This is a genomic window from Pseudomonas sp. Tn43, from assembly GCF_014192635.1.
Taxonomy (GTDB): Bacteria; Pseudomonadota; Gammaproteobacteria; order Pseudomonadales; family Pseudomonadaceae; genus Aquipseudomonas.
On the sequence record NZ_JACHYG010000001.1, the window covers coordinates 397,260 to 421,954 of the forward strand.

Sequence of the window (24,695 nt, forward strand, 5' to 3'; positions counted from 1 at the left end):
CGCCAGGGATGCCGCTCACTTGATCCGGTAGTGAAAGGTATTGCGCACGGCCGGCACCGCAACCGCGTGACCGTCGACGATTTTCGGCTGGTAACGGAAGGTGTTGGCGGCGGCCAGCGACGGACGCATGAACAACGGGTGGCAACCGTCCAGCACCTTGGGGTTCTCGATGTGGCCTTGGGGATTGACGGTGTATTCCACGGTGCAATCGCCTTCGATGTTCTTATCCAGCGCCCGTTGGGGATAGTCCGGGGCGTCCTTGCTCAGGGGCAGGTATTGGCGGCTGTCGGCAGCTGCCTGGGCGGCCTGCTGACGCGCGCGTTCGGCGGCCAGGCGCGTTTGTTCGGCGCGATGTGCCTGTTGCGCCTGCTCTTGGGCCTGGCGTTGCTGTTCGAGGTCATGGGTGCGTTTTTCTGTTTCCTGACGCTGGCGTTGTTGCTCGGCCTGGTGTTCGCGTTTTTTGTCTTCGACGCGTTTGCGCGCAACAGCGGCCTGTTCAAGTTTCTGCGCCTGGATCTGCGGATCAACAGTCGGTTTGACGGGTTGAGTAGGCGCCTCGGCAACCGGCTCCGGCGTCGACACCGCTACCGGTTCAGGCGCCTGTGGCTGCGGTGCCGGTGGCAGCATCACCAGTTGCGTTCGCAACACCGCGGGCTGATCGAGCGCGGGTTTCTCCAGCGACCCGCCATGCACCAGCAACGCCAGCACGATGGCATGCAGCCCTACCGCCAGGCTCGCCGCCAGACTGTTTTTCCAGAACCCGTTGCGAGCGGCGTCCCGCAGCGTCATGGATGGACTGTGCATGATCATCGCCGTCATTGCGGGGCCTCGGTCACCAGCCCGAGGTTGCTCACACCGCCCTGCTGCAGTGCCGCCATGGCTGCGACCACGCTGCCGTAACCGGCGTCCTTGTCGGCGCGAATGTAAACTTGAGTGTCACGGCGTTCGGCAACAATCTGCGCGACCTTGGCGCGCATCTCGTCGAGCGCCACCGCACTGTCGGTCTGGTGCTGCGTATCCAGTTCACCGCCCAGGTTCCAGTAATAGCCGCCCTCGGCCTTCACCGACAGGGTAAGGATTTGCTGGCGGGTATCGGTGGCCAACGCTTCGCTGGCGACCTTGGGCAGTTCGATCTTTACGCCTTGGGTCAGCATCGGTGCGGTGACCATGAAAATCACCAGCAGCACCAGCATCACATCGATGTACGGCACCACGTTCATTTCGGCCTTGGGCCCGTGCTTGCGTTGCGGTCTGACGAGCATCTGCATTCTCCTCTCAGGCTGCGACGGCCAGGTTCATCGGCGTGCCATGCAAGGTGCGATGCAAGCGCACCTGCAATTCATTGCCGAAGGCGTAGTAGCGGGTCAGCAGGGTTTGGCTGCGCGCCGAAAAACGGTTGTAGGCAATCACTGCCGGGATGGCGGCGAACAGGCCGATGGCCGTGGCGATCAGCGCTTCGGCGATGCCCGGGGCCACGGTGGACAGCGTCGCCTGCTGCACCTGGGACAGGCCGAGGAAGGAATTCATGATCCCCCACACCGTGCCGAACAGGCCGATATAAGGGCTGACGGAACCGACCGTGGCGAGGAACTGCAAACCCTTCTCCAGGCGGACCTCTTGCTCGCTGATGGCCACGTACAACGCCCGTTCAACGCCTACGAGCACCACATCGGCCGCGTTGCCCGCGTGCTGCTTGAGGTGGCTGAACTCCTGAAACCCGGCGTGAAAAATCGGCTCGACACCGGCTTCGCTGTCAGTGCTCTGTGCTGTCTCGCGGTACAGCGGCAACAGGTCCGCAGTGCTGCGAAAGCGCTGCATGAAGTTGTTCAGCTGCCGCTCGCGACGTTGCAGCACGCCGCTGCGCTGGATGATCAGGTACCAGCTGAGCACCGACGCCAGCAACAGAATGAGCATGACGGCTTTGACCAGCAGGCTGGCGTCACTGATCAGGCCCCAGATGGTCATGTGTTCCAGTGTCGCTTGCATGGTAAAACTCCTTGTCTGACGCTCTCGGGCCGGCGATGCGCGACGGCCGTTGAGCTATTCGATGAAATAGTGATGACAGGTTGATGACTGGCCGGGTCAGGGCAATTGCAACGCCTTGGTGACCTCGGCCCAGGGCACGAATTTGAAGTTCTGGGTTTGCTCGGGCATGCGTTTGCGCCCGTCCTGCACCACCAGCATGCCGTGGCTCCAGGGGCCGCCGAGATTGGCCGAAGTGACTTCCAGGCCATCGGTTTCCGAAGCGCCGTCAATGCCTGCCGCCGCGTTCAGCCCGACGCGAAATGCGCCGCGAGAGGCGAACGGCGGTTCGGCATCGAGCACCACATAGCTGTCGTTGCCCTGGCTGGAGATCACCAGATAGTCCTGCGTCGCGCTTTGATAGAGCGCCAGCCCTTCCACATCCGCCTGCAACTGCGCACCGACCTTGATCACGCTGCTGAGCGTCGCCGGCTGATCGGCGCGGGCGTCCACCGCCCAGACGCCGACATCCTCTTCGCCGAGAAACAGGCGCTGGCGCTGGTCGTCGGCCACACAGCCTTCGGGCTGGCTATCGACCTTGAACTGGCGCACCAACTTACCCTGTACGCTGCCGTTCGGCGCGCTCAGGCGGTATTGCAGGAAGGTGCCGTCCTTGCCGTTGGCGATCGCGTAGAGTTCGCCGCTGGCCGGTTGAAACAGACAGATGCCGTAGATGTCGTCGAGCGGCGTGGGAATCTCGCCGGCTTCGCGCAACTCACCGCTGGTGCGGTCGATGCTGAACAAGCTGAGGCTGTTGTGATCGCGATTGCTCGCCACCGCAAGATCGACGGTCTGTTGACCGAGCTTGAAATTCGGTCGTATATCGACGTTGTTCAGCCGCCCCACCGGCAATTCCTGCAGCAATTTGCCTTGCAGGTCGTACGCCAGCAGCCCCTGCTTTTTATTAGTGCCCAGCACCCGACTCAGGGTGGGTTGCTGTGGGTGAATCCAGATCGCCGGATCATCCGCGGCATCGCCCTGGCGCCCTACCGGTTCGCTTTGGCTGATTGCTTGTACGTTCGCCAGCACCGGCGCCAAGGGCACCGGCGTGGCTTGCCAGTCGAGTTCGCCCTGATACAGACGGCCGTCATCATCGTCGCGCAGCAGTACGTGCAAACCATTGGCCGTCGGGCGCAGGGCGAGGTTTTCCGGTTCTTTCAGACCTGGCAGCGTCAGTGTGGCCTGAGCCGTCCAGCGTTCGCCCTGCTGCTGATAGAGATGCAGCTGCGCGGCTTGCGGGTCGAGTGCGACGATGCCACCCGGCACCAGGGCCATTGCACCCGCGGCCTGTTTGATTTCGCCGAACGGTTCGCGCATGGCCACCGGTGAGCGCGTCACATCGGCTTCGGCATGCGCCGGATAAGCCCACCAACCGACATTTTCCTCATTGACCATCAATTGATTGGCCGCATCGTCGACCTGGCAAAACTGTGCCGACGGCGGCAGTGGCAGACCGCGCACCCGTTGCGGTTGCGGGTTCAAAGTGACGCCGTTGCCCACCAGCCATTGCTCACCCTTGCCCTCCTCGCCCACCAGAAACAGGAACAGGTTGCTGGCTTCGTCGCGGTACAGGCACAAGCCGTTCACCGGGTAATCCCGTGTTGGCAGATACACCGGTTGCCCCCAACTGCGCCTGGCCGGATCGAGACTGACCAGCAAGGCTTGTTGACGGGCGTTGTCGAGGCTGGCCACCAAAACGTGTTGGCCGGCGGCGCGGCTGTCCAGGCTATTGAACGAACCCTTCAAACGCGCCAGCTCTTTGCCTTGCGCGTCGAGCAGTAGCAAGCCGTCTCGCTCGCTGGCGGCCAGGCGTTCGGGGCCGAGGTCGGCGGGCAAAAACGCCACTGCGTCGACGTTCAGGTTCGGCGCCCAGGGTGTGAGGTTCAGGTTCGGCGCGGCCGCCATGGCCTGGCCGATGGTCAAACTGATCAGGGTGGTCAGCAGACCGTGTTTGGGTAACCACGAGATACTCATGAACAGGCAAAGTCCTTGTCGTGCATCCATCACGGCGGCAGCACCGGGCTGCCGCCCCGGGGCTTAGAAGTGGGTGAAGGTCAGGCCGAGCTTGTAGGTCGGGCCGTATTCTTCGTATTGGCCGTTGTAGGAGCGGTTGCCGGTGTAGACGAAGTACGGCTCGTCGGTGAGGTTCTGCGCCTCGAAGCTGACTTGCAGGTTTTTGGTCAGCGAATACCGTGCGCTGAAATCGACGAAGGTCTGGGCATCGACGTGCAGGTCGTGGGCCTTGTCGTTGATCGAGGCCAGCTCAAAGAGGTAATCGGACTTGTAGTTGGCCGACAGGCGCAGGCTCAACTTGTCGTCTTCCCAACCGAGCATCAGGTTGCCGACGGTGTCCGATTGGTTGGGCAAATCGATGCTGCGCTTGCGGTTGACCCCATTGGCGGCGTCGAAGCCTTCGATCTCGGCATCGGAGCGGCTGAAGGTGGTGTTGGCACCGAGCAGCAGGCCGTTCCAGGGTGCGGGCAGCCAGTCGAATTTCTGCGAGTAGGCCAGTTCCAGGCCATAGAGTTTGGCGCTGTCGCCGTTGGCGAACGTGTGAGCCTCGGAGAAATCGGCCCAGGCGCCGGTGCCGGCCAGGTCGGTGTTGTAGACGAAGTTCTTGATGTCTTTGTAGAACACGAATGCCGAGACCGTGCCGGCATGGCCCATGTGGTGCTCGATGCCCAGGTCGAGGTTGCTGGACTCCAGCGGCTTGAGGTCCGGGTTGCCGAACGTCGCCTCGTCATCATCGATGACAAAACCCGGCGCCAGTTGGCCGAAAGTCGGGCGCACCACGGTCTTGGTCCAGGCCGCGCGCACCTGAGTGTTCTTGTCCAGTTGATAGCGCGCATGCAGGCCGGGCAACCAGTGGTGATAACGGCGTTTGGTTTCGGTGGACTGGAACTCGCCGTCGGTGGCGCCCGTGCCCTTGGCTTCGAACTCGGTGCTTTCGTAGCGCAGGCCGGCAATGAAACGCCAGTCGTCGATATCGATGGTGTTCATCAGGTAGCCGGCGTTGATGTCTTCGCTGATCTTGAAATCGTTGACCCGCGATTCGGTCTCGTCGTAGAAGTCCGCCCGATTCAGGCCACCGATCAACTGCTTGATGGCGCTGCCGCTGATGCCTGGGCCGAATTGGCCGAGGCGGTAGTCCACGGAGCCTTTCTTGAATTGGCTGAGGTTGAGCTGTTCATCGCTCAACCCCAGGTCGTCGAAATCTTCATAGACCCAAGCGTCGAGGTTGTTGTCTTTGTTGCGGCGGCTGACCTTGCCACCGAATTTGACCTGGGACGCATAGCCGCTGAAGTCGTAGTCGCGGGCCAGGTCCAGGCGCAGGTTTTTCTCGGTGTCGGTGGTTTTCTGTTTTTCCCAGTCGACCTTATCGAGACTGAAGTTGTCCGGGTTGTAGAAGCCCTGACCGATGATGGGCCGCGGCTTGTCGTTGTCGTGGAAACCGCTGTCGGTGAAATCGTCGGTGCCGTTGAACGCGGCGTTGGCGATGTGGCCCGGGCTGTCTTCGCTGGAGCGGCTGTAGCCGGCCTGACCGCTGAGGGTCCAGAGGCCGAACATACGCTCGCCACCCAATACGTAGGACTGGATTTCCTGGGTCTCCTCCCGCTGCTTCAGTTTGCGGGAGCCTTCGGCGTCACCCAACTCCCTCGCTGCCAGCGGGTCGGCGAATTCGAGGCTGGTGGAATTGCGCGTCTCGCTGTCCTTGTAGCGGCTGTACAGGGTGCGCAGGTAATAGCTGCTGAGGTCGTCAGGCTTGTAATCGAAGTTCAGGCCGCCACCGGCGCGTTCACGGCGGATGTCGTAATCGCGTTGCTCGAATTCCTGCAACCTGGCGCCTTGCTCAAAGTCCCAGGCGCCGCCGGTTTCGACGTTATCGGAGCCGAAGTCGCGCTTCTGCCAGCTCAGCGCCGCAGCGACGCCGAAGTTGTCGATGCCGTCGCCAAGGCTGAAGCGATCACTGATGGCGCCGGAAAATTTCGGGCTGGTCTGTTGGGTATTCTTGTCGTAACTGGCTTCGCTGCTGCCGGTGTAGAACAGTCCTTTGTGATCGAAGGCCGAGAGGCTTTTCACCTCCACGGTGCCGCCCAGGGAGTTGGCGTCCATGTCCGGAGTCAGGGTTTTGATTACCGACAAGGACTGCACCAATTCCGAGGGCAACACATCGAGGGCCACGGCCCGGCGTTCGCTTTCCGGTGAGGGCACCAGCGTGCCGTTGATGGTCACGCTGTTCAGGTCCGGACCGAGGCCACGCACGCTGACAAACCGCCCTTCGCCCTGGTCGCGCTCGACGCTGATGCCTGGCAGACGCTGCACCGCTTCGGCAACGTTTTCGTCCGGCAACTGCGCCACGCCATCGGCATGCACCACGCTCTTGATGCTGTCGGAACTGCGCTGCTCCTTGAGCGCCTGATCGATGCTCGCCGCCTGGCCCACCACTTCGACGTGTTCGGTGTTCGCCACGGCTTCGGCGGCGCTCAGGCGTTCACTGGCGATCGCCATGGCCAGGGCAGTGAGCGTGAAGCCGACGACTCCGGCGGTGTTGCTGCGCTTGTACATGAATGTCCTCCCCCAAGAGTCCGTTAACGCCAGGCAAGAGGCCCGGCAACTGGGAGGGCACGCTAGGGATGGTGGATGACGCTTCTGTGACAGGGATTGGCGGGAGGTGCGGTAAACCGGGGTTTTGCCGGGTTTCGGTGAAGGAAGTGAGCTGAAATGACTTGCTCCCGCAGACAACAATTCTGTGGTGAGTGAGTTTTCCTGTGGTGTGGGGCTTACCTGTGGTCCACACTCGCCAGAAAATCCCATAGGACCATGAGCTGATTCGACCTCCCTGCTCCATTCCCACCCCGTCACCCGACTGTCACAAACATCTGCTGTGCTGGCGCGCATTGCTTCTTCGCCAAAGGATCGCGGCCATGTTCTCTGTGCTCAAACCTCACCGTTGGAAACTCGCCCTGCTGCTGTTGGCCGCCCATCTGGGGTTGCTCCTGCATCTGGCCTGCGGCGAGCTGAAACCGGTCAGCGAATGGGTCTGGCTGGACGTCGTCGGTGAAGGCGGTTCGGCGCTGCTGGCGTTGGTCTGGTTGGGGTTGGTACTCAAGAGTCGGCCGGCCGGGCGCGTCACCAATTACCTGGTGCTGGGCTTGAGCGGTATCTTCTTTTCCTGGTGGATCGACAGCCTCGACGAGTTTATCCGCCTGCCCGACAGCATCACCTGGGATCACTGGCTCGAGTCCGGGCCGATGCCGGTCGGCATGATCCTGCTGACCATCGGCATCTATCACTGGCACCGCGAACAACTGGCGATCAGCGCGCAGATGGAGAAACGCGAGCGGCTGTTCCGCGAGCATCGGTTGTTCGACAAACTCACGCCATTGGGCGGCGCCGATTACCTCAAGCGGCAACTGACCGGCAGCCTTGAGGAAAGTCATAGCCACCAACAGCCGCTGTCGTTGTTGGCCCTGGACCTGGACAACTTCTCGGCCATCAACCAGGCCTTCGGGCATGCCGAAGGCGACGCCGTGTTGCAAGCGCTCAGTCATTTGCTGCTGCTCAACCTGCGGCGCCAGGACTTGCTCTGTCGACTGGCCGGCGACCGTTTCGTGGTGCTGCTGCCCAACACTGGCGAGAGTCAGGCACGGTTGCTGGCGCTGGAGCTGCAACAGGCGGTTCAGGGCCTGGCACACAAAACCCGGCAGCATGGCGAACGCTTGCAACTGTCGGCGAGCACGGCGGTGGTGATGGCGCTGAACGAGTCGCCGGAGGCCCTGCTCAAACGCCTTAACCTGGCGCTGGCCCGGGCCAAACAGCCTCTGGCCAGAACCGCTTGAGGCCCGGCCATGACCCTGAAAACCACCTGGTACGAAACCGACAGCCGCTTCATTCCCGGGCATTATCAGCCGGCAACCCTGATCGACCTGGCGCTGTCCCGGGACATCGACAGCCATCGTCTGCTGCGCGGCACCGGGCTGTTTCATGAAGACATTCTGGCGGGCCAGACCCGCCTCAGCCCCCAGCAGTTTTTCGCGCTGATCGGTAACAGCAGACGTCTGCTGGATGCCGACGACAGCAGTTTTCTGTTCGGTCAGCGCCTGCTGCCCGGCCACTACGGCGCCGCCAGCCACGCCCTGCGCCATGCCCAAAACCTGCACCAGGCACTCGACACCCTGGTGCAGCAACAGGCGCTGCTCAGCCCGTTAATGACGCCGCGGTTGGTGCTGGATGAAAAACACGCCTATCTCTATTGGCTGGACAGTTGCGGGGCCGGCGAGCAATGGCGTTTTCTGCTGGAAGCGAGCATGACCTCGCTGGTGGCCATGAGTCGCGCGCTGAGCGGCCAGCGTCTGCCGTGGGAGTGCAGTTTCAGCCATGCCGAGCCCCGTTATGTCGAGCAATATTGGGTGCATTTGGGCGAGCACACTCAGTTCAATCGACCACTGGATCTGATGCGCATCCCCCGGGAATTTCTCGCCCGGCAATGGCCCGATGCGTCGGCCATTGCCGGGCAGGTCGCCCGTCAGGAAGCTCAGGGGCAACTGCAACAGTTGGGCTGCACGTCGAGTTTTCTCGACTGCCTGCACCGCTATTTACAACGCCACGTGCGCCACACCCCAAGCCTGGAACAAGCCGCCCAGGCCTTCGCCATGAGCCCCGCCACCCTCAAGCGCAAACTGCAAAAACACGACACCGGTTTCCAGCAGCAGGTGGATCTGGTGCGCATGCACATGGCCTTGTACCTGTACCAGATCAAAGGGTTCAGCAACGAAGCCGTGGCCGAGTACCTGAGCTTCAACGATGCGGCAAACTTCCGTCGCTCGTTCAAACGCTGGACCGGCAGTACGCCCAATCTGATCCGCCAATTATTCAATGCCGGCCTGTAGGCGCTGCGATCGATTGTAGGCGCCGTCGAGCTCCGGCGAGGCTATGATCGATTGTAGGAGCTAAGATGTTGACCTGAATGCGCGCAAGGCCGCGACTCAGCAGGCCATGAGGTTGGCAGATAGTCTCGTGCTGTAAACTGACCGCGGTTAACCCGTAGCAGCTGTCGAGCCCCGGCGAGGCTGCGTTCGGCTGCGTAGCCGTCGTGAATCCGGCTAAGGCGGTTTGCCTGACGTCTGACGTATCGTAATCTCTGGTTTTACGGCCAGCCGAACGCAGCCTCGCCGGGGCTCGACAGCTGCTACAACTGCCCCTATACAAACGCCCCTCAAGCACGAGAACCCTCATGGCAAATCGCGACATCACCTTTCTCCCTGATCCAGACCCGGAATCCATCTCCTCCGATGTCGCCGGTTTCGGCGGCCTGTTGGTCTCCACTCAAATCCCTACCCGCATCGATGGCAGCCTGGAGCTGGGTGGCATCACCGAGCAGAGCGAATGCACGCTGCAAGCGCTCAAGGTAGCGTTGGAGCTAGCCGGCAGTTCCATGGACCGGGTGCTGCATCTGACCATCTACCTCACTGACATGGCCGACCGCGCCGCTTTCAACGAAGTCTACAAGCGCTTTTTTGCCAAGCCCTGGCCGGTTCGCGCCGCCGTTGGCGTGGCATCCCTGGCCGTCGAAGGCATGCGCGTGGAAGTCACTGCGATGGCGGCCAAGCGCTGAGTCCGCGGACTTGTCCGGTCCCGACGGCGGATTCTGCGTCGTCGGGCGATCTTCACCGGGACTCAAAAAACGGCTACTTGACCAGCCGTTTCTCCTTGGAAGGTCGGTAGCCGAAATACGAGCTATAGCACTTGCTGAAATGACTGGGCGACACAAAGCCACAGGCAACCAGCACGTCTACCTGGGACAGTTCTGTGTGCTGAAGCAGCCGACGCGCTTCGGTGATGCGCAGCTCCATGTAATACCGCTGCGGCGTGGTTCCGAGCTGCCCTTTGAACAAGCGTTCGAGTTGTCGCCGGGAACGGCCCGCGTAGACCGCCAGTTGCTCCAGCTCCAGAGGCTCTTCGAGGTTGGCATCCATCAGCTTGACCACCTCGCGCAATGGCGCGCTCACACAGATATTTTCAGCCGGCTTGATGCGCCGGTAGCGAGACTCCTCGAAAGCAAGAATGTCCTCGATCCCCTCGACCAGGGCTTTATCGTGCAGTTCCTTGATCCAGTCCAACGCCATATGAAATGCCCCAGAGGGACTGGACGCGGTGAGCCGGTCTCGATCGATGACATAGGGCTCACTGGTGACGTGCGTCGCCTTGGAGATTTCCGCCAGTGCGGGACGATGTTCGGGATGAATGGCGCAACGGTATCCATCGAGCAAGCCTGCGCTGCCCAAGAACCATGCACCGTTCCACAACCCGGCCAGACTGACACCTTGGTCTGCCGCCGCTCGCAACAGGCTGATGAACTCATCAGTCGCCTTCAGTTCTGTCCTGTAGCCGCCGCAAATGACCAGCAGGTCCAAGTTGTGGATGGCTGAAGAGTCGATGCGTGCGTCCGGCCGGATGACCAGGCCCAGGTCGCTGATGACCTCCCCCTCATTCAAGCCGAACGTTCGGGAAGAGAACAACCCGGGGCGCAGAAGATTCGCAGTGACAATCGTGTCCAGCGCTTGCGTGAACGCAGGCAGCGAGAAATGCTCGAGCAGCAAAAAGCCTGCCCGAGTCATTCGAGCAGGCTCGCCAGGGTTTTCATTCAGATAGCGGAGGTTTTTCCCTTTCATGCCCCCGCTGAATTGACGTCGTTCGATCAATGTTCGACCCACTCGGTTACGTTAGCCAATCTGTCATTTGGTGCGCTTATAGAGCGTCCATGCTACCTGCACAAGCTCAAAAAGCCCTAGGGGTCGTTCTCAATTAATGCGCAAAAGCGGATAAATAAAATGATAGATGGCAATGGCTGAGAACGGCACGCATTGAACTGCGTCATGAGCACTTAAAAACCCGAACTCCCTCCATACCGCTGAATCCAATTTATTAGCCAATGGAGGTGAGCGAAATGAACAATGATGACCGTGTTAATGACGACGAAGCAGAAACGACCCCGAACGTCCCGCCTGCCGATACCTCTGGCAAACCCGAGGATGTGATTGAAACAGAGCTTGAGGACAGTGACGCCGAAGGTATAAATAAAACCCATGCCCAGGAGCTGGAGGCTGAAGAGCTCCGTCGAAAAATAGCGGAGATAGAACGCAAAGTGGCCGATGGCAACTAACAGAGTGCCGCTGGAACGCGAGAAGTCATGGTGCAGATGTTGACCGGGGTGATTTGACAGACGGTGTTATGCACTCCGAAAATTGACCGCTTTGCGTTTTGGATTCAATCCGTCGATGCAACAGATTGCAATTGGGCCAAAACCGGTCAATATCGCTCCCTTTCGTCTACCCTCACAAAGCGCCAGGCCTGCTTGGCGCCTCGACATTCTTTTGTTCATACACCGGAGATTTTCATGCTCAAGCGTACCCTGGCGTTGGCCGTCAGCTTGATCCTGCCTTTTTGCACCCTGTTGGCGCAGGCGGCCGATACGCTGAAAGTCAGCGCGATTCCCGATGAAGCCCCTACCGAACTGCTGCGCAAGTTCAAGCCGCTTGGCGCCTATCTGGAACAACAGTTGGGCATGAAGGTCGAGTTCGTTCCGGTGAGTGACTACCCGGCCGTGGTCGAGGCGCTGGCCACCGACCGCATCGACCTGGCCTGGCTGGGCGGTTTCACGTTCGTGCAGGCACGCTTGAAAACCGGCAATGCCATTCCGCTGGTACAGCGTGAACAGGACGCCCAATTCACCAGCAAATTCATCACCGCCGACCCTGCCGTCAAGTCCCTCGCCGATCTCAAGGGCAAGACGTTTGCCTTCGGCTCGGTGTCCTCCACGTCCGGCAGTCTCATGCCACGTTATTTCATGCTGAAGGACAGCATCAAGCCTGAAACTTATTTCAGCCGAGTCGGCTACTCCGGCGCCCATGACGCCACTGTTGCCTGGGTTCAGGCCGGCAAGGTCGACGCCGGCGTACTGAACGCCAGCGTGTGGGAAAAACTGGTCGCCGCCGGCAAGGTCGACACCACCAAGGTCAAAGTGTTTGCCACCACACCGGCTTACTTCGATTACAACTGGACGGTGCGCGGGACCCTCGACCCGGCGCTGGCGGCCAAGATAAAAACAGCCTTCCTGGCCCTCGATCCGGCGAAGCCTGCGGACAAGGAAATTCTGGATCTGCAGGCCGCCAGCCGTTTCATCGAAACCAAACCCGAGAACTACAAGGGCATCGAGGAAGCCGCCCGCGCTGCCGAACTGCTCAAATGACATTACGTCTGACCCAGGTAAGCCTTACCCACGCCAATGGTGTCCAGGCACTGCGCGGCGTGGACCTGCACATCGGTGCCAGCGAACAGGTCGCCATCATCGGCCCGTCTGGCGCGGGCAAGTCGAGCCTGCTCAACCTGCTGGCCACCGCCCTGCGACCAGGCCACGGTGAGCTGCAGGTGCTCGGTGAGCGTGCCTGGCAGCTTTCTGCCCGTCAGCGTCAGCGCCTGCGCGCGCGTATCGGGCTGATTCATCAGTCGCCTCCCCTGCCACCGCGCCAACGTGTGGTCACCGCGGTTCTGGCTGGTAAGCTGGGTCAGTGGGGGCTGGGCAAGAGCCTGTTGAACCTGCTGCACCCACTGGATATTCCGGGCGCGCGCGCGGCCTTGGCCCGGCTGGACCTGAGTGACAAATTATTTGCGCAATGCCAGCAACTGTCCGGTGGACAGCTGCAGCGCGTGGGCATTGCCCGCGTGTTGTACCAGGCGCCCGAGGTGTTGCTGGCCGATGAGCCTGTTTCGGCCATGGATCCGGTGTTGGCCCAGCACACGCTTTCGGTGCTCTGCAGCCATGCCCGGCAGCACAACGTTACCCTGGTCGCCAGCTTGCATGCGGTGGAGCTGGCCCTGGCGCACTTTTCGCGCATCATCGGCTTGCGTGATGGACAGATTCTGTTCGACCTTCAGGCCAGCGAAGTCGACCGTGAGTTGCTCGACAAGCTCTACGCCAACGAACAATTGCTATCCCCACCGATTGCTCCAGCGCCCTTGAGTGTGCAGATTCCCCGATGCTGACCCGTGATACCCGCGATCCGGCCACCCGGCCCCGCCTGCTGTTCACCTTGCTGGCCCTTGCCCTGCTATGGCCTGGCATCCATTTCAGCGAGTTGGACCTCAGCGTGCTGGTGGCAAGCGACAGTCAGAGCGAGATGGGCCGGTTTGTCTCCGCCTTCTGGCCACCGGCCCATGGCGAGGAGTTCATTGAGCTGTTGTTGCAAGCCACCCTGCAGACCCTGGCCATCGCCACGGCCGGCATGGCCCTGGCGTTGCTGTTGGCAATCCCGGCCAGCCTGTTGGCCAGCCGCGCATTGTCGCTGTCTGCGGCCTCCCGAGCCGGCCTCCCGAGCTATTGGGGCCAACTGCTGCGCTGGCCTGTACGCGGTTTACTGATCTTCCTGCGCAGCGTGCCGGAAATCGTCTGGGCCCTGCTGTTCGTACGCGCTGTCGGCCTCGGCCCGACAGCGGGAGTGCTGGCCATTGCCATTACCTACAGCGGCATGTTGGGCAAGGTTTACGCGGAAATTTTCGAGTCGGCCGACCAGCGCCCAGCCCACGCGCTATTGCAATCGGGCACCAGCCGGCTCGCGGCCTTTTGTTATGGGATCCTGCCCAATGTGGCGGCGGAACTGCTGTCGTACACGGTGTACCGCTGGGAATGCGCCATCCGCGCCTCGGTGGTGATGGGTTTCGTGGGTGCCGGCGGTCTGGGCCAGCAAATAGATCTATCGTTGCGCATGTTTGCCGGCGGTGAAGTGGCCAGTCTGTTACTGACCTTCCTGGTGCTGGTACTGCTCGCCGATCAACTCAGCCGTCTGCTGCGCTGGAGGCTGGCATGAGTCGCCTGATCAATCTGGCCCTGCTGCTCTGCATCGGCGCAGCGGTGACCGTCTCGTTCATCTACCTGGGCATCGACCTGGGCGAGCTGGGCGGCACGGGCAACCTGAAGCAGATGGGCGCTTATGCGCAGCGTTTTCTCAGCCCGGACCTGAGCCCCGGTCATCTGCAAGCCATCGCCCACGGTGCGTTGGAAACCATTGCCATGTCTGCCCTGGGCACCCTGCTCGCAGCGGTATTCGGTCTGCTGTTGGCCTTGCCTGCGGCCGGGCGCTTCGGCTGGCCATTGCAGAGCGCGTCGCGCCTGGTGCTCAACGCCTTGCGTGCGGTTCCGGAACTGGTGTGGGCTGCGCTGATGGTCCTTGCCGCCGGCCTCGGCCCCAATGCCGGTACCCTGGCGCTAGCCCTGCACACCACTGGCGTGCTAGGCCGGCTGTTTGCCGAAGCGCTGGAAAACACCCCACCAGAACCGGCCGAAGCCATTCGCCTTCAGGGCGGCAACACCGTATGGGCTTTCTGTTACGGCACACTGCCCAACCTGTTGCCACAGTTACTGGCCTACATCCTGTACCGCTGGGAAAACAATATCCGCATGGCCAGTGTGCTCGGCTTCGTCGGCGCCGGTGGTTTGGGGCAAATGCTCTATGTCAGCCTCAGCCTGTTCCAGGAGGCGCAAGCCAGCACGGTGATTCTGGCCATGCTGTTGCTGGTATTCGCCGTCGATACATTGAGCAGCTGGAGCCGTCAACGCTGGGTCAAGGCCTGACTTTTTTCGCATAGCGGGTTGCACAGAGTGCGTTGCGCTCAACGGCACGACAACCCCATGGGCAAACCCGATCATAGCGCTCTATGATTGAACCCCATGACGACCTCTCTACCCATCCGCCAACCCTGCCCGCCCGGAGCCTGCATCTGCGAGCGGGAGCCGTTGCTGGAAACCCCCGGCGCGGATCTGCGCATCCTGAGCCTGACCCGCTCGGAAGAAAAGCGCCTGATCGAACGCCTGGAAAATCTCCAGAGCCTCAGCGATCTGGAGCGTCTGCAACACCGGATGTACGAGCAATTGGGTCTGCGCGTGGAGATCGTCCCGGGCTTCAACGAAGTGCGCACCATGCGCGGCATCAACATCACCCTCGGTGAATTGCCGGGCCTGTGCCGCAAAACCCGTCAGTCGATTCCGGCGGCGATTCGTCGAGGGCTGGAGAAGCGCCCGGAGATTGCCTATGAGCTACTCAATGCCAACGACTTGCTGCGTGATGCCTGATGGTTTGCGCTGTTATCTCGATATATTCGTTTCAAATGCCCTGAAAGAGGATCAGCGGTCGTACGCCAAACGCGGGCCGCTGCTATGCCTTCTGATGGGAGCAAAGGTATCAGGCCAGCCAGGATGGAGCTGGAAACACAAGCGTGGCCGTGGCCCCGGCGCCAGCCATGTGCGCGAAAAAAAAGGTGCCAATCCGTAGCAGGAGGTGGCAAATGTTATTCATCGTCCGTTGGTCCATCAGTCAGCAACATCGTAACAGCGCAATCGAACGTTTTCTCAAGACCGGTGGCGCGCCACCCGCAGACGTCAAGATGCTGGGGCGCTGGCATGCCGTCGGTGGCTCGAGTGGTTTTGGCATTGCAGAGGCCAGTGATCCGGTGTTGATTCAGAAGTGGGTGCTGGAATGGAGCGACCTTATGAGCATGGAAGTCCACGCCGCATTGACCGATGAACAAGTGGCGCCGCTGCTGGCTGCCGCTATCGGCAAGCAATAGTCGTCGAGGTGGCGAGTGCCCTCGCCACCTTCTTCTCGATTCACTATTTTTTCATCCCCACCCGCCGCCGCATGTCGGCAGTTATCGTCTGTCGGGTCTTCTTCAGGTCAGCCCAGGGTTCGTCACCAATGTCGGCCAGGCGCTCATGCACGTTGTGCACGTTCCATTGATTGCCTCCCTTGAGCTCGGCCACCTCCTCGCGAAAGATCGGCACTGACACCGGCAGCCCTTCGCGGGTGCGCACGGCATAGGCGCAAATCGTGGTGGCGCCCAGACCGTTGCGCAGGTAGTCGATGAAGATACGCCCCACGCGGTTTTTCGGTCCGGACACCGCAGAAAAGCGGTCCGGCAGTAATTTGGCCATGTGGCTGACGATCGCGTGGCTGAAGTCCTTGACCTCGTCCCAGCCATGTTTGCGAGTCAGCGGCACGATCAGGTGAATCCCCTTGCCGCCGCTGGTTTTGAGAAACGCCTTGAGTCCCAGCTCATCCAGCACCGTGAGGGTTAGCCGGGTCGCTTCGATCATGCTTTTCCAGGGCAACGCCGGATCCGGGTCGAGATCGAGGACGAAGCGATCGGGTTTATCCAGATCGACTGACGTGGCATTCCAGGTGTGCAGTTCCACGGTGCTCATCTGCACCGCGCCGATCAACGCTTTGGCGTTGTTGATGATCATCACCGGTTGGCCGGTCAGTTCCTTGTCCAGGGTCACAATCCCCGGAATGGCCAGGCGTTCGGCGTTCTTCTGAAAGAACAGTTCGCCGGCGATGCCGTCCGGCGCACGCACCAGCGCCACCGGCCGGTCCTTGAGTTGCGGCAAAATCCACTCGGCGATGTTGGCGTAGTACTCCGCCAATTGCATCTTGGTGGTGCCGCTGCTGGCGTCGATCACCCGGTCCGGGTGCGTGATGCGTATTTTGCCGCTGGCCAGGCCGATCTGCGACGGCGCGACAGTCGAGCGGGTAGTTTTCGGGTCGGCGGTGTCGGGTTTTTCGGCGGCTGATTTCCTCTTCGCCACGGACTTTGCTGTGCCAGTTTTCGGGGTTGTTGTGTTCGAGGCTGATGTGTTCACGGTTTTCGGCAACTCCTCGGTGATTTCTTCGGCAGGCTTGTCATCCCGCAAACCATGGAACACGGCGTGGCGCACCGAGCCGTCTTTGGTCATTTCGGCGAAAGCCACTTCCGCCAGCAATGTGGGCTTGAGCCAATGCACGCCTTTGGCTTCGAAACCGCTGGGCGGATTGACCACCGATGGTTTTTTCGTCTGCAAGGGCTTCAATTGTTCGTAAATGCGCTTGAGGGTCGCCTCGTTGAACCCGGTGCCCACCTTGCCGGCATAACGCAATTCACCGCTGTCGCGGTCGTGCAACCCCAGCAACAACGCGCCAAAAGCACTGCGCGTACCTTTGGGATCAGTAAAGCCGACCACGATGAATTCCTGCCGGTGCTTGCACTTGAGTTTGATCCAGTCACTGGTGCGCCGGGACACGTAAGGCGACCCCAGGCGCTTGCCGATCAGCCCTTCCATCTTCATTTCGCAGGCACTGTTGAGCAACGCCTCCGGGGATTCGCCAAAGGCGTCGGAGAATCGCAACAGCGGGTTTTGATTGGGCTTGAGCACAATCGCCAGCGCCGCCCTGCGCTCCTCGACAGGCACTTCGCGCAGGTCCACGCCATTGAGGTAGGGCAAGTCGAACAGGTAGTAAACAATGCTGCCGCTTCGGCCGGAATCGAACGCATTTTGCAGCGCCTGAAAATCCGGGACGCCTTGCTCGTTGGCCACCACCATTTCGCCGTCGAGCCAGGCCGATTCCAGATCCAGCGCAGCCAATGCCCGGGCTTGGGCGGGCAATTTGTGGGTCCAGTCATGACCGTTGCGGGTGAAGAGTCTGACCTCGTCGTGGTCGATGCGCGCCATGACCCGGTAGCCGTCGAATTTGATCTCATAGCTCCATTCGCCGCCTGGCGCCGATTCGACCAGTGTCGCCAGCTCAGGTTTGAGCAGCTCCGGCAACTTGGCTTTGCGCGCGCCCGTCAATTGTGCCGACTTTTCCTTACGTGCCTTGGCCGGGACTTTTTTGATCGGCTTGGGTTTTTCAGCACCGTGCTTTTTTTCCAGAATGGTGCGGTCGCTGAGCACGCTGTCCGGCTGGGCGGCGACCACGTCGTATTCGCTGTCGGGTCTGGCGGCGCTGTCCTGATGCTTGATCAGAAACCACTGTTCCTGCTTGCCCGGCATGTGCGTGCGCACCAGGTTCCACAGACCGCCAAGCTTTTCCCCCTGCAGCTCGAATTTCAGCCGGCCTTTGGCGTACGCCTTGGCCGGGTCGTCCAGGGGAATCCACACCCCACGATCCCAGACGATCACATCGCCAGCACCGTAATGCCCTTCAGGAATAGTGCCCTCGAACGTGGCGTATTCCAGCGGATGGTCTTCGACATGAATGGCCAGGCGCTTGACCTTGGGGTCCAGCGACGGACCTTTGGGCACGGCCCAACTTTTCAGCGCGCCGTCGAGTTCCAGGCGAAAGTCATAGTGCAAGTGCGAGGCATCATGCTTTTGAATGCAGAACTGCAACGCATGATCCTTCGCTGCTTTTTTGCCCGAGCGTTTGACGGCGGCCGGTTCCGAGGTCGCCGAGAAATCGCGCATGCGGTTGTAATCGTCCAGGTTCTTGTTCATGGCTCACCTACCGCTCGTTGCGGGGCCGGGCTGGCGCAAGGTTGTTCGCCGGTTTCCATCAGCAGTTGATCGACCGCTTGCGCCAACGCCTCGGGCATCGAGCGTGCGTCGCACAAGGCCTGTTCCACCGCGTGCCGTTGCCGATCGGCGCTGGTCCCGTCGATCAACAGACGCCGAGCCTGTTTGAAGACATCTTGCACGCCCAGTTGCTGCGCGGTCTCGGCAAACGTCACTTGCGCCAACGCCAGCCATTGCTCGACCGAGATTGTCGGTTCGTGGTCCTTGCGGATGAAGGTGCCGTGAATGCCGTAACGCTTGGCGCGCCAACGATTTTCCTTGAGGATCCAGTAAGCCGTCCGGTTGAAGTTCGCCCCGGGCAACGGCTGCGCGACGGCATCAGCGACCATCAGGCGAAACAGCGAAGCGATGCACAGCGCATCGTCCAGCCGTGGACAGGCGTCGGTGATGCGCAGCTCCAGCGTGGGAAACCGTGCGGCCGGGCGCACGCTCCACCAACAGTCACCAGGTTGGCGGATCGAGCCGGTGCGGGTCATCAGCGCGACATAGTCATCGAACGCATCCTGATCCTCGAAAAACTCCGGGATGCCCATGCGCGGCCACTCGTCGCAGGCTACTTGGCGATAGCTCATGAAACCGCTGTCCACTCCCTCCCAAAACGGGGACGAGGTGCTGAGTGCCAACAACAGCGGCACCCACGGCAAGACTTCATTCATGATGCGGATCCGGTCCAGATGACCGGGCACTTCAACGTGCACGTGCAGCCCGGACAACAGGCTGCGTCGGGCCACTCGCTGGTAATCATCGAACAGCTGATGGAAATGCACCTGATCCGTCGGTTGCTGAATTCGCCAATCCGCCAAGGGATGACTGCCGGCGCTGAGCAGGCCCAACCCGAACGGCTCCAGAGCACGTCGCAGCGCACTGCGGGTGGTGGCCAGGTAATCGGCGGCCTGCGGCACACTGCTGAAAACCGGTGAGGCGACTTCAATTTGCCCCTGGAACATTTCATAGGCGAACGACTGGCCCAGCGCCGCCCTGCACGCCTCGATCGCTTGGGCCGAGGGCTGCACCGGCATGTGCCGGGTGACGAGGTCGGTGAGGAAGTATTCTTCTTCAATGCCGAAATTCAGGCGCCTGCTCATCAACGTTTTCCCCAATGCCCGGGCCGAGACGCGTCACGGTCAGCGCGACGACGGCAATCCGTTCCACCCGTTGATAACCGGGTGTCGACAACTCTTCACCGAACACATCAGGATCGAGTTCACGATAGGTCCAGCCGAACCCCGGAGCCTCCAGGCGCGAAGCGAGGGCCTCCAGCAATGGGTCGCGGCCATCGACCATCGCCGCGCCGGTGTACAGCAGCAACGAGCCGCCGGGTGCCAGCCGACCCAGTGCCTGCTCGACAATCCGCAGTGACAATTCCGCGCCCAACGCGCCGCCGCCATGCCGATAGGCACGGCCGGCCGGATCGGCCATGTAGGGTGGGTTGGCGACGATCAGGTCAAAGTATCCGTCGACATCCTGCAGCAGATCGCTGGCCTCGACCCTGAGGTTGTGCACTTCGGCAAGCGCGGCGTTGATGGCCGTCATGCGCAGGGCCTCGGGGTTGATGTCCAGCGCCCACACCTCGGCTTCGCGACGGGCGCGGGCAATCAGAATGGCACCGACACCGGCGCCGCAACCCACGTCCACGGCGCGCCTGATCGGGGCAAAACTCTGCTGCAGATGGGCGTGAATCAGTTGGGCGAACCGATAAGTATCGGGGCCGAAGAACACCGAATCGGCGGCCTCCGTCGGAAAGGCCGAATGCACGAACAGCAAGTCGTCGAGGCTGGACCAGCGCACCCGGCTTTTCAGCCGCCCGTTGCACGCCTCCAGCACCTGCGCCTGTTGCAACTGGCGTTGTTCATCCGCCGACAATAGCCCTGGCTCGAACGGCCGCGACCAGCCAAAAACATCGCGCAGGGTCTCGGCCCGTCGGCCTTCGGCGCGGCTATTGACGCGCTGATGGGTCAGCGGCGTCGGCGTAATGAACCGATAACCGTCAGCCTGCAGGCGCCGTCCCAGTTGCACCAGCGCCAGGTCGGCGACAGACAGCTGTTCTTCCTGACTCATAAACCGCTCCCGTTGATAAAAAAGCGTTCTAGAGAAGGCTGGATTTGAGTTCGATGAAACGACGCGTCGCCAACAGACCCGCAGGATGTGCATGCCGATGGGGCGAAAGCCACCGCATCAACACCGGCATTTGCTCGTGCCCGCTCAGACCGTTCAGCGCGGCGTGCAGGCGCTGGATATCCGGATCGCTGTCAGGCACCGGCGTTTCTGCCGCCACACTGCTGCCACGTCGTACGGCAACCGCCGGATGTTCAGGTTTCCAGTCACCGGCAATCCAGTCGTGCAGCAACTGTTTCTCGTATGGGCTGAATACGCCGAACATCGCCGCGCCGGGGCCATCGATCAATTGCCAGAAACGACTGGCCTGCGGGTCCTGGTGACGTTTGATCCAGCCTTTGTTTTCCATGGCCGCCAGCAATCCCGGCAACTGCTCCGATGACGACAACCATTGATTGACGGTCTTGCCTTCAAAGCGGCTGTAATCGGAATGCATGTGCTGGCCGAACGGGCGTTTGCGTTCCAGCATGCTCAGCACTTCGCTGTCGAGGTCGAACGACTCGATGATCGCCCGGCTGCCCTGCCCCAGGTCGTTGAGCCGATAACCCAGCGCCACCCGACGCAGAAAGTCATCGCGATCGCCCTCCACCGGGAGCAATTGCAGCACCGACTGCGCCGCCTTGTGAGCATGGCCGATGCTGGCGTTGTCGATGGTCACGTGGAGCGTGAAATAAAGCGGATCGATGCCCAGCTCGCTGAGTTCATAAGCGCTGATCAACAAATGCAGCGGCAGCTGTTCATAGCCGAGGTTGTAGCCGATCACTTCCGGTAAATACTCCTGGGCGCAATAGCCGAGCGCCAGTTGAATCGCGCCTTGCAGGTAGCGTTCATCGGTAATCGCAGCCGCGTCTGGCAAGCCATGTTCGGCGAGCAGTTTGCGGTAGATCAGCACATGATTCTGTGCCGGATTGCCCTCGCCCAACTCCTCCAGATAAGTGCTCAACAGCCCGTCGAAGCGCGGGTCCTTCCAGTGCGGCAACAGGCCATAGAGCCAGGCCCCATCCACCAGTTTGGTCGGGGCCACTGCCTGCAGGAAAAACAACGCATGGGCTTTATTGCTGAAGAACTGTCGCGCACCGCCCGCCTTGCGTTGCTGAACGTAGTCGGCGTATTGCCGGGCCACGTCGACGCTGTGCTGTTCGACCCAGTTTTGCAGGGCCGAGAGGTCCCGCGGCAGCTCATCAGGCAACTGCGCCGCTTGTTGCAATTGCTCTTGCAGGAAGCGGCGGGCGAACGGGGTCTTTATCGCGTCATCGTCGCTCAGCAGCAATTGTTCATAGAACGACTTCACGCCGCCGGTAGCAGTCATCAGGTGTTCGCGGGCAGGCCGGGATTCAAGTCGTGTCAGGGCAGTCATGGAATAGTCTTCTCACTCTGCGGCCAGTGGCAGGACGCTGGATCAGCACGTCTCTATCAGCAGAGCGGCGGTGCCTGAAAAAAATTCCATTGGCGTTGAAAATGGCCGGACAGACGGGCCAGCGCCGTGGCACTGGCTCGCGAGGCAATTCGCCCGGGCTGTACACAATGTGTGTAGGCGCTGCCGCAGGCTGCGAGCTTTTGATCCTGGCCATGTTCAAGCCGCTGAAAATCAAAAGATCGCAGGCTTCGCCAGCTCCTACAGGTGGATGCCGCGCCGCCCTTGCACCTCCCGGCTATTACCGGGGTATTTTTTTGTCCGGCGACTAAGATTCATAGGGGGTGAACCTTATCCCCGCAAATCCGGTCGATACCTGCAACCCGACCCGGTTCGCCCGACACCCTCAACAAGAGGGTGATCATCGGCTTGCTTCACTTTCTGGAGAACGCCCCCGTGATATCCACCGTACACATTGCCAGGCTCAAAGCATGGGGCGCCCATGGTTTTACCGCCACTGGCGTGGTCACAGCCTTCCTCGCGACCCTCGCCTTGTTGGAGAACCAGCCGACCCATTGTCTGCTGTGGCTGGGCGTGGCGCTGATTGTCGACGGTCTGGACGGCGCGCTGGCACGCAAGGTGAATGTGCAGTCGGTGCTGCCAGGTTTCGACGGTTCGATCCTCGACCTGGTGATCGACTACCTGACGTATGTATTTATCCCGGCCCTGTTCATCTACCGCTATATCCCGTTGCCGGACTACACCCTGCTGCTGACTGTGTCGCTGATTCTGGTGTCGTCACTGTTTTGTTTCTGCAACGTCAACATGAAGAGCAAAGACAACTATTTCCAGGGCTTCCCCGCTGCGTGGAACGTCGTTGCGCTATGCCTGTACATCATTGGCCCGGCCCCGTGGATCACCTTGCTCACCATCATCGGCCTGGCACTGCTGACCGTGACCCGAATGAAATTCCTGCACCCGTTCCGCGTGCGCCGGTTCATGCCGATCAACATTGCCGTGACGGCCATCTGGCTGCTGTGCAGCTTGTCGCTGGTGGTCAATCACCCGGTCATCAATCCGCTGGTGATGGGCTTGTGGCTGCTGATGTCGGCGTACTTCCTGGGGATCTGCTTCTGGCGCACGGCGCTGGAGTGGTTCGACAGTTCGCGGCTCAAATAGGCACTGCGATCATGCCCATTCACATCGTCCAACTCGGCTCACCCCGCACCGCTAATGAAGGCCTGCGCCTGGGCACGGTACGCCGCCCGCCCCGTGGCGTACCGAAGGCCGAATTCGCCAGCCGGGATTTTTACGATGTGTGGCAACCGCTGCTGTCCCCCAGCCCCGAGTTGGTGGCCGAAGCCAAAGCGGCCGAAGATGCCAAGGCCTGGGGCGCCTTCAAGCGCAAATTCAAGGCCGAGATGAACCATCCGGCGCCCAGTCAACTGCTCGACCTGCTGGCCGCCCTCTCCCATCAAACGTCACTGGCGGTAGGGTGTTATTGCGAAGACGAAGCCCACTGCCACCGTTCCGTGTTACGGGAATTGCTGGAGGCACGGGGGGCGAAGGTTGTATAGGTCGCACGAGCCCCATCCCCTTGTGGGAGCAAGCCTGCTCGCAATGACTGTTTTCCAGTCAATGCAGCTGTCGACTGACATTGCGCCATCGCGAGCAGGCTCGCTCCCACACTTTTTACCGAGTCATCCGTTACCTCAACGCGTGATCACCCGCTTGCGGACGAGAGTTTGATCATGGTCAATACTGAGAGGATTGAATGGCTATCGAATGACCATACGTCGGGCGCACTGTCGCTCTCCCATGTCAGCCCGGGGGGACCGTCGTCTGCTCGTTTACCCACGGGAGGTTTGTCATGTCTGGTCAAGCTCGTTTCATGCTGGTCGCCTCGCCCCTGATGGAACACAGCCCTGCCTTCGACCGAGCCGCAGCGCTGGCCAAAGCCGAAGATGCAGCCCTGCATATCGTAGCCTTTGACTATCTGGAAGGCCTGGCGACCGCCAGCCTGGTCAACGAAAAGGCCCTGGAGCAGATGCGTCTGGGCTATGTCGAGCGTCACCGCCAGTGGCTGGAGGAACAGGCCCGTCCGTTGCGCAAGATCGGTGTGCACGTCACCACGGAGGTGACGTGGGTCGAAAATCCGCTGGAAGAAATCCTCACCCACCTCAAAGAACAGCCGATGGACGTACTGATCAAGGCGCTGGAACATCAATCGCGGCTATCACGGCTGGTGTTTACCCCACTCGATGTACATTTGCTGCGCGAATGCCCGGTGCCGCTGCACTTCGTCAGCCATGCCAGACATGCGTTGCCGCGCAAGATCGTTGCAGCGGTGGACCCCTTCCATCGTGATGATCACTACAAAAGCTTCAATGACCGGATTCTGCACGAGGCGTCAAAACTGGCGAGTGCCTGCAATGCCGAGCTCGACGTGGTCTACGCCTATGACCTTTCGTCGATCAGCTCGGACGAGTTCAGCTTCGAAAACGGTTCAGCGTTTTTCGCTTCGGACAAGGCCAAGACCCTGTTCGACTTTCAGGAAGATGCCTTCAACGAATTGGCCGCACGCAACGGCATCGCCCCGCAGCAACGGCACATGCTCATGGGCAGCCCGACCAAGGTGCTGACTCGCTACGCCGAGACCTATGACGTCGATGTGATTGTCATGGGCCGGGTCGGCCATCGTGGCCTCGGTCGCTTGATCGGCAGTACCGTGGAGCACCTGCTGTACAAAATGCCGTGCAGTGTATGGGTGGTGTACACCGAACGGCTGGATGAGTGATCGGCCTGGTCAGGTAGTCAATACTG

The 24,695-nt window shown here is 60.9% G+C and carries 23 protein-coding genes; 13 read left to right on the top strand and 10 right to left on the bottom strand.

The window, feature by feature from the left end; genetic code table 11:
* Window positions 1-15: 15 nt before the first annotated feature.
* The 5 genes from FHW68_RS01740 to FHW68_RS01760 all read right to left on the bottom strand — a co-directional run bounded on the left by FHW68_RS01740 (window position 16) and on the right by FHW68_RS01760 (window position 6,588).
* A complete protein-coding gene (locus tag FHW68_RS01740; protein WP_183678364.1) occupies window positions 16-819 on the bottom strand; it encodes an energy transducer TonB in 804 nt (267 codons plus the stop codon).
* Window positions 816-1,262, bottom strand: coding sequence for a protein TolR (tolR, locus tag FHW68_RS01745; protein ID WP_052963043.1), 447 nt, complete (start codon window positions 1,260-1,262; stop codon window positions 816-818). Before tolR ends, FHW68_RS01740 begins: the two co-directional genes overlap by 4 nt.
* 13 nt (window positions 1,263-1,275) lie before the next feature.
* Entirely contained in the window at window positions 1,276-1,986 is a 711-nt protein-coding gene (gene tolQ / locus FHW68_RS01750) for a protein TolQ (protein ID WP_183678366.1), read from the bottom strand.
* A gap of 96 nt (window positions 1,987-2,082) precedes the next feature.
* Window positions 2,083-3,996 (bottom strand): phytase, encoded by a 1,914-nt coding sequence (locus tag FHW68_RS01755; protein ID WP_183678368.1) that lies wholly within the window; start codon window positions 3,994-3,996, stop codon window positions 2,083-2,085.
* A gap of 63 nt (window positions 3,997-4,059) precedes the next feature.
* Window positions 4,060-6,588 carry a TonB-dependent receptor gene (locus FHW68_RS01760; RefSeq protein WP_183678370.1) on the bottom strand — a complete coding sequence of 843 codons (2,529 nt, stop codon included), beginning with the start codon at window positions 6,586-6,588 and terminating at the stop codon, window positions 4,060-4,062.
* Between the two features lie 359 nt (window positions 6,589-6,947).
* On the opposite strand from FHW68_RS01760, the gene FHW68_RS01765 reads away from it, so the two are divergent.
* From FHW68_RS01765 to FHW68_RS01775, 3 genes are all read left to right on the top strand, one after another.
* Window positions 6,948-7,862, top strand: coding sequence for a GGDEF domain-containing protein (locus FHW68_RS01765; protein ID WP_183678372.1), 915 nt, complete (start codon window positions 6,948-6,950; stop codon window positions 7,860-7,862).
* Between the two features lie 9 nt (window positions 7,863-7,871).
* Entirely contained in the window at window positions 7,872-8,912 is a 1,041-nt protein-coding gene (locus FHW68_RS01770) for an AraC family transcriptional regulator (protein ID WP_183678374.1), read from the top strand.
* A 344-nt stretch (window positions 8,913-9,256) separates the two neighbouring features.
* Window positions 9,257-9,637: a RidA family protein gene (locus FHW68_RS01775; RefSeq protein WP_095635160.1), complete on the top strand. Its 381-nt coding sequence runs from the start codon at window positions 9,257-9,259 to the stop codon at window positions 9,635-9,637.
* Window positions 9,638-9,710: 73 nt separating this feature from the next.
* On the opposite strand, the gene FHW68_RS01780 is transcribed toward FHW68_RS01775, so the two are convergent.
* Window positions 9,711-10,724: a GlxA family transcriptional regulator gene (locus FHW68_RS01780; protein WP_183678376.1), complete on the bottom strand. Its 1,014-nt coding sequence runs from the start codon at window positions 10,722-10,724 to the stop codon at window positions 9,711-9,713.
* Window positions 10,725-10,969: 245 nt separating this feature from the next.
* Between FHW68_RS01780 and FHW68_RS01785 the strand changes: the two genes are divergently transcribed.
* The 7 genes from FHW68_RS01785 (at window position 10,970) to FHW68_RS01815 (ending at window position 15,642) form a co-directional block, all read left to right on the top strand.
* Window positions 10,970-11,185 carry a hypothetical protein gene (locus FHW68_RS01785; RefSeq protein WP_095635162.1) on the top strand — a complete coding sequence of 72 codons (216 nt, stop codon included), beginning with the start codon at window positions 10,970-10,972 and terminating at the stop codon, window positions 11,183-11,185.
* A gap of 234 nt (window positions 11,186-11,419) precedes the next feature.
* On the top strand, window positions 11,420-12,271 hold the full coding sequence (locus tag FHW68_RS01790) for a putative selenate ABC transporter substrate-binding protein (RefSeq protein ID WP_095635163.1): 852 nt from the start codon (window positions 11,420-11,422) through the stop codon (window positions 12,269-12,271).
* Entirely contained in the window at window positions 12,268-13,065 is a 798-nt protein-coding gene (locus tag FHW68_RS01795; protein ID WP_095635164.1) for a phosphonate ABC transporter ATP-binding protein, read from the top strand. Before FHW68_RS01790 ends, FHW68_RS01795 begins: the two co-directional genes overlap by 4 nt.
* Window positions 13,059-13,886, top strand: coding sequence for an ABC transporter permease (locus FHW68_RS01800; RefSeq protein ID WP_183678378.1), 828 nt, complete (start codon window positions 13,059-13,061; stop codon window positions 13,884-13,886). Before FHW68_RS01795 ends, FHW68_RS01800 begins: the two co-directional genes overlap by 7 nt.
* A complete protein-coding gene (phnE, locus tag FHW68_RS01805) occupies window positions 13,883-14,650 on the top strand; it encodes a phosphonate ABC transporter, permease protein PhnE (protein WP_183678380.1) in 768 nt (255 codons plus the stop codon). Before FHW68_RS01800 ends, phnE begins: the two co-directional genes overlap by 4 nt.
* A gap of 96 nt (window positions 14,651-14,746) precedes the next feature.
* On the top strand, window positions 14,747-15,148 hold the full coding sequence (locus FHW68_RS01810; RefSeq protein WP_183678382.1) for a hypothetical protein: 402 nt from the start codon (window positions 14,747-14,749) through the stop codon (window positions 15,146-15,148).
* Window positions 15,149-15,360: 212 nt separating this feature from the next.
* On the top strand, window positions 15,361-15,642 hold the full coding sequence (locus FHW68_RS01815; RefSeq protein ID WP_183678384.1) for a DUF3303 domain-containing protein: 282 nt from the start codon (window positions 15,361-15,363) through the stop codon (window positions 15,640-15,642).
* A gap of 43 nt (window positions 15,643-15,685) precedes the next feature.
* Here the strand turns inward: FHW68_RS01815 and ligD are convergent, their stop codons facing one another.
* From ligD to FHW68_RS01835, 4 genes are read right to left on the bottom strand one after another with little or no spacing between them, the layout of a single operon-like run.
* Window positions 15,686-18,325, bottom strand: a complete 2,640-nt coding sequence (gene ligD, locus FHW68_RS01820; RefSeq protein WP_183678386.1) for a DNA ligase D — start codon at window positions 18,323-18,325, stop codon at window positions 15,686-15,688.
* The gene (locus tag FHW68_RS01825; RefSeq protein WP_183678388.1) at window positions 18,322-19,488 is read right to left on the bottom strand and encodes a carboxylate-amine ligase; all 1,167 of its coding nucleotides are present in this window, start codon (window positions 19,486-19,488) and stop codon (window positions 18,322-18,324) included. Before FHW68_RS01825 ends, ligD begins: the two co-directional genes overlap by 4 nt.
* Window positions 19,460-20,461: a class I SAM-dependent methyltransferase gene (locus FHW68_RS01830; protein WP_183678390.1), complete on the bottom strand. Its 1,002-nt coding sequence runs from the start codon at window positions 20,459-20,461 to the stop codon at window positions 19,460-19,462. The genes FHW68_RS01825 and FHW68_RS01830 overlap by 29 nt, the downstream gene beginning before the upstream one ends.
* A gap of 28 nt (window positions 20,462-20,489) precedes the next feature.
* Complete coding sequence (locus FHW68_RS01835; protein WP_183678392.1) at window positions 20,490-21,875, bottom strand: iron-containing redox enzyme family protein; 1,386 nt, start codon at window positions 21,873-21,875, stop codon at window positions 20,490-20,492.
* Between the two features lie 453 nt (window positions 21,876-22,328).
* On the opposite strand from FHW68_RS01835, the gene pcsA reads away from it, so the two are divergent.
* The 3 genes from pcsA to FHW68_RS01850 all read left to right on the top strand — a co-directional run bounded on the left by pcsA (window position 22,329) and on the right by FHW68_RS01850 (window position 24,669).
* Window positions 22,329-23,051 carry a phosphatidylcholine synthase gene (pcsA, locus tag FHW68_RS01840; RefSeq protein WP_183678394.1) on the top strand — a complete coding sequence of 241 codons (723 nt, stop codon included), beginning with the start codon at window positions 22,329-22,331 and terminating at the stop codon, window positions 23,049-23,051.
* An 11-nt stretch (window positions 23,052-23,062) separates the two neighbouring features.
* Window positions 23,063-23,449, top strand: a complete 387-nt coding sequence (locus FHW68_RS01845) for a DUF488 domain-containing protein (RefSeq protein ID WP_095053438.1) — start codon at window positions 23,063-23,065, stop codon at window positions 23,447-23,449.
* A 293-nt stretch (window positions 23,450-23,742) separates the two neighbouring features.
* Window positions 23,743-24,669: a universal stress protein gene (locus FHW68_RS01850; protein ID WP_095635174.1), complete on the top strand. Its 927-nt coding sequence runs from the start codon at window positions 23,743-23,745 to the stop codon at window positions 24,667-24,669.
* Window positions 24,670-24,695: the final 26 nt, after the last annotated feature.

Coding starts and splice junctions, on each gene's coding strand:
- phnE (WP_183678380.1), top strand. CDS start 13,883: ATGAGTCGCCTGATCAATCTGGCCCTGCTGCTCTGCATCGGCGCAGCG.
- FHW68_RS01800 (WP_183678378.1), top strand. CDS start 13,059: ATGCTGACCCGTGATACCCGCGATCCGGCCACCCGGCCCCGCCTGCTG.
- FHW68_RS01825 (WP_183678388.1), bottom strand. CDS start 19,488: ATGAGCAGGCGCCTGAATTTCGGCATTGAAGAAGAATACTTCCTCACC.
- FHW68_RS01760 (WP_183678370.1), bottom strand. CDS start 6,588: ATGTACAAGCGCAGCAACACCGCCGGAGTCGTCGGCTTCACGCTCACT.
- tolR (WP_052963043.1), bottom strand. CDS start 1,262: ATGCTCGTCAGACCGCAACGCAAGCACGGGCCCAAGGCCGAAATGAAC.
- FHW68_RS01815 (WP_183678384.1), top strand. CDS start 15,361: ATGTTATTCATCGTCCGTTGGTCCATCAGTCAGCAACATCGTAACAGC.
- FHW68_RS01850 (WP_095635174.1), top strand. CDS start 23,743: ATGTCTGGTCAAGCTCGTTTCATGCTGGTCGCCTCGCCCCTGATGGAA.
- FHW68_RS01830 (WP_183678390.1), bottom strand. CDS start 20,461: ATGAGTCAGGAAGAACAGCTGTCTGTCGCCGACCTGGCGCTGGTGCAA.
- FHW68_RS01755 (WP_183678368.1), bottom strand. CDS start 3,996: ATGAGTATCTCGTGGTTACCCAAACACGGTCTGCTGACCACCCTGATC.
- FHW68_RS01845 (WP_095053438.1), top strand. CDS start 23,063: ATGCCCATTCACATCGTCCAACTCGGCTCACCCCGCACCGCTAATGAA.
- FHW68_RS01810 (WP_183678382.1), top strand. CDS start 14,747: ATGACGACCTCTCTACCCATCCGCCAACCCTGCCCGCCCGGAGCCTGC.
- FHW68_RS01785 (WP_095635162.1), top strand. CDS start 10,970: ATGAACAATGATGACCGTGTTAATGACGACGAAGCAGAAACGACCCCG.
- FHW68_RS01765 (WP_183678372.1), top strand. CDS start 6,948: ATGTTCTCTGTGCTCAAACCTCACCGTTGGAAACTCGCCCTGCTGCTG.
- tolQ (WP_183678366.1), bottom strand. CDS start 1,986: ATGCAAGCGACACTGGAACACATGACCATCTGGGGCCTGATCAGTGAC.
- FHW68_RS01770 (WP_183678374.1), top strand. CDS start 7,872: ATGACCCTGAAAACCACCTGGTACGAAACCGACAGCCGCTTCATTCCC.
- FHW68_RS01740 (WP_183678364.1), bottom strand. CDS start 819: ATGACGGCGATGATCATGCACAGTCCATCCATGACGCTGCGGGACGCC.
- FHW68_RS01795 (WP_095635164.1), top strand. CDS start 12,268: ATGACATTACGTCTGACCCAGGTAAGCCTTACCCACGCCAATGGTGTC.
- ligD (WP_183678386.1), bottom strand. CDS start 18,325: ATGAACAAGAACCTGGACGATTACAACCGCATGCGCGATTTCTCGGCG.
- FHW68_RS01775 (WP_095635160.1), top strand. CDS start 9,257: ATGGCAAATCGCGACATCACCTTTCTCCCTGATCCAGACCCGGAATCC.
- FHW68_RS01790 (WP_095635163.1), top strand. CDS start 11,420: ATGCTCAAGCGTACCCTGGCGTTGGCCGTCAGCTTGATCCTGCCTTTT.
- FHW68_RS01835 (WP_183678392.1), bottom strand. CDS start 21,875: ATGACTGCCCTGACACGACTTGAATCCCGGCCTGCCCGCGAACACCTG.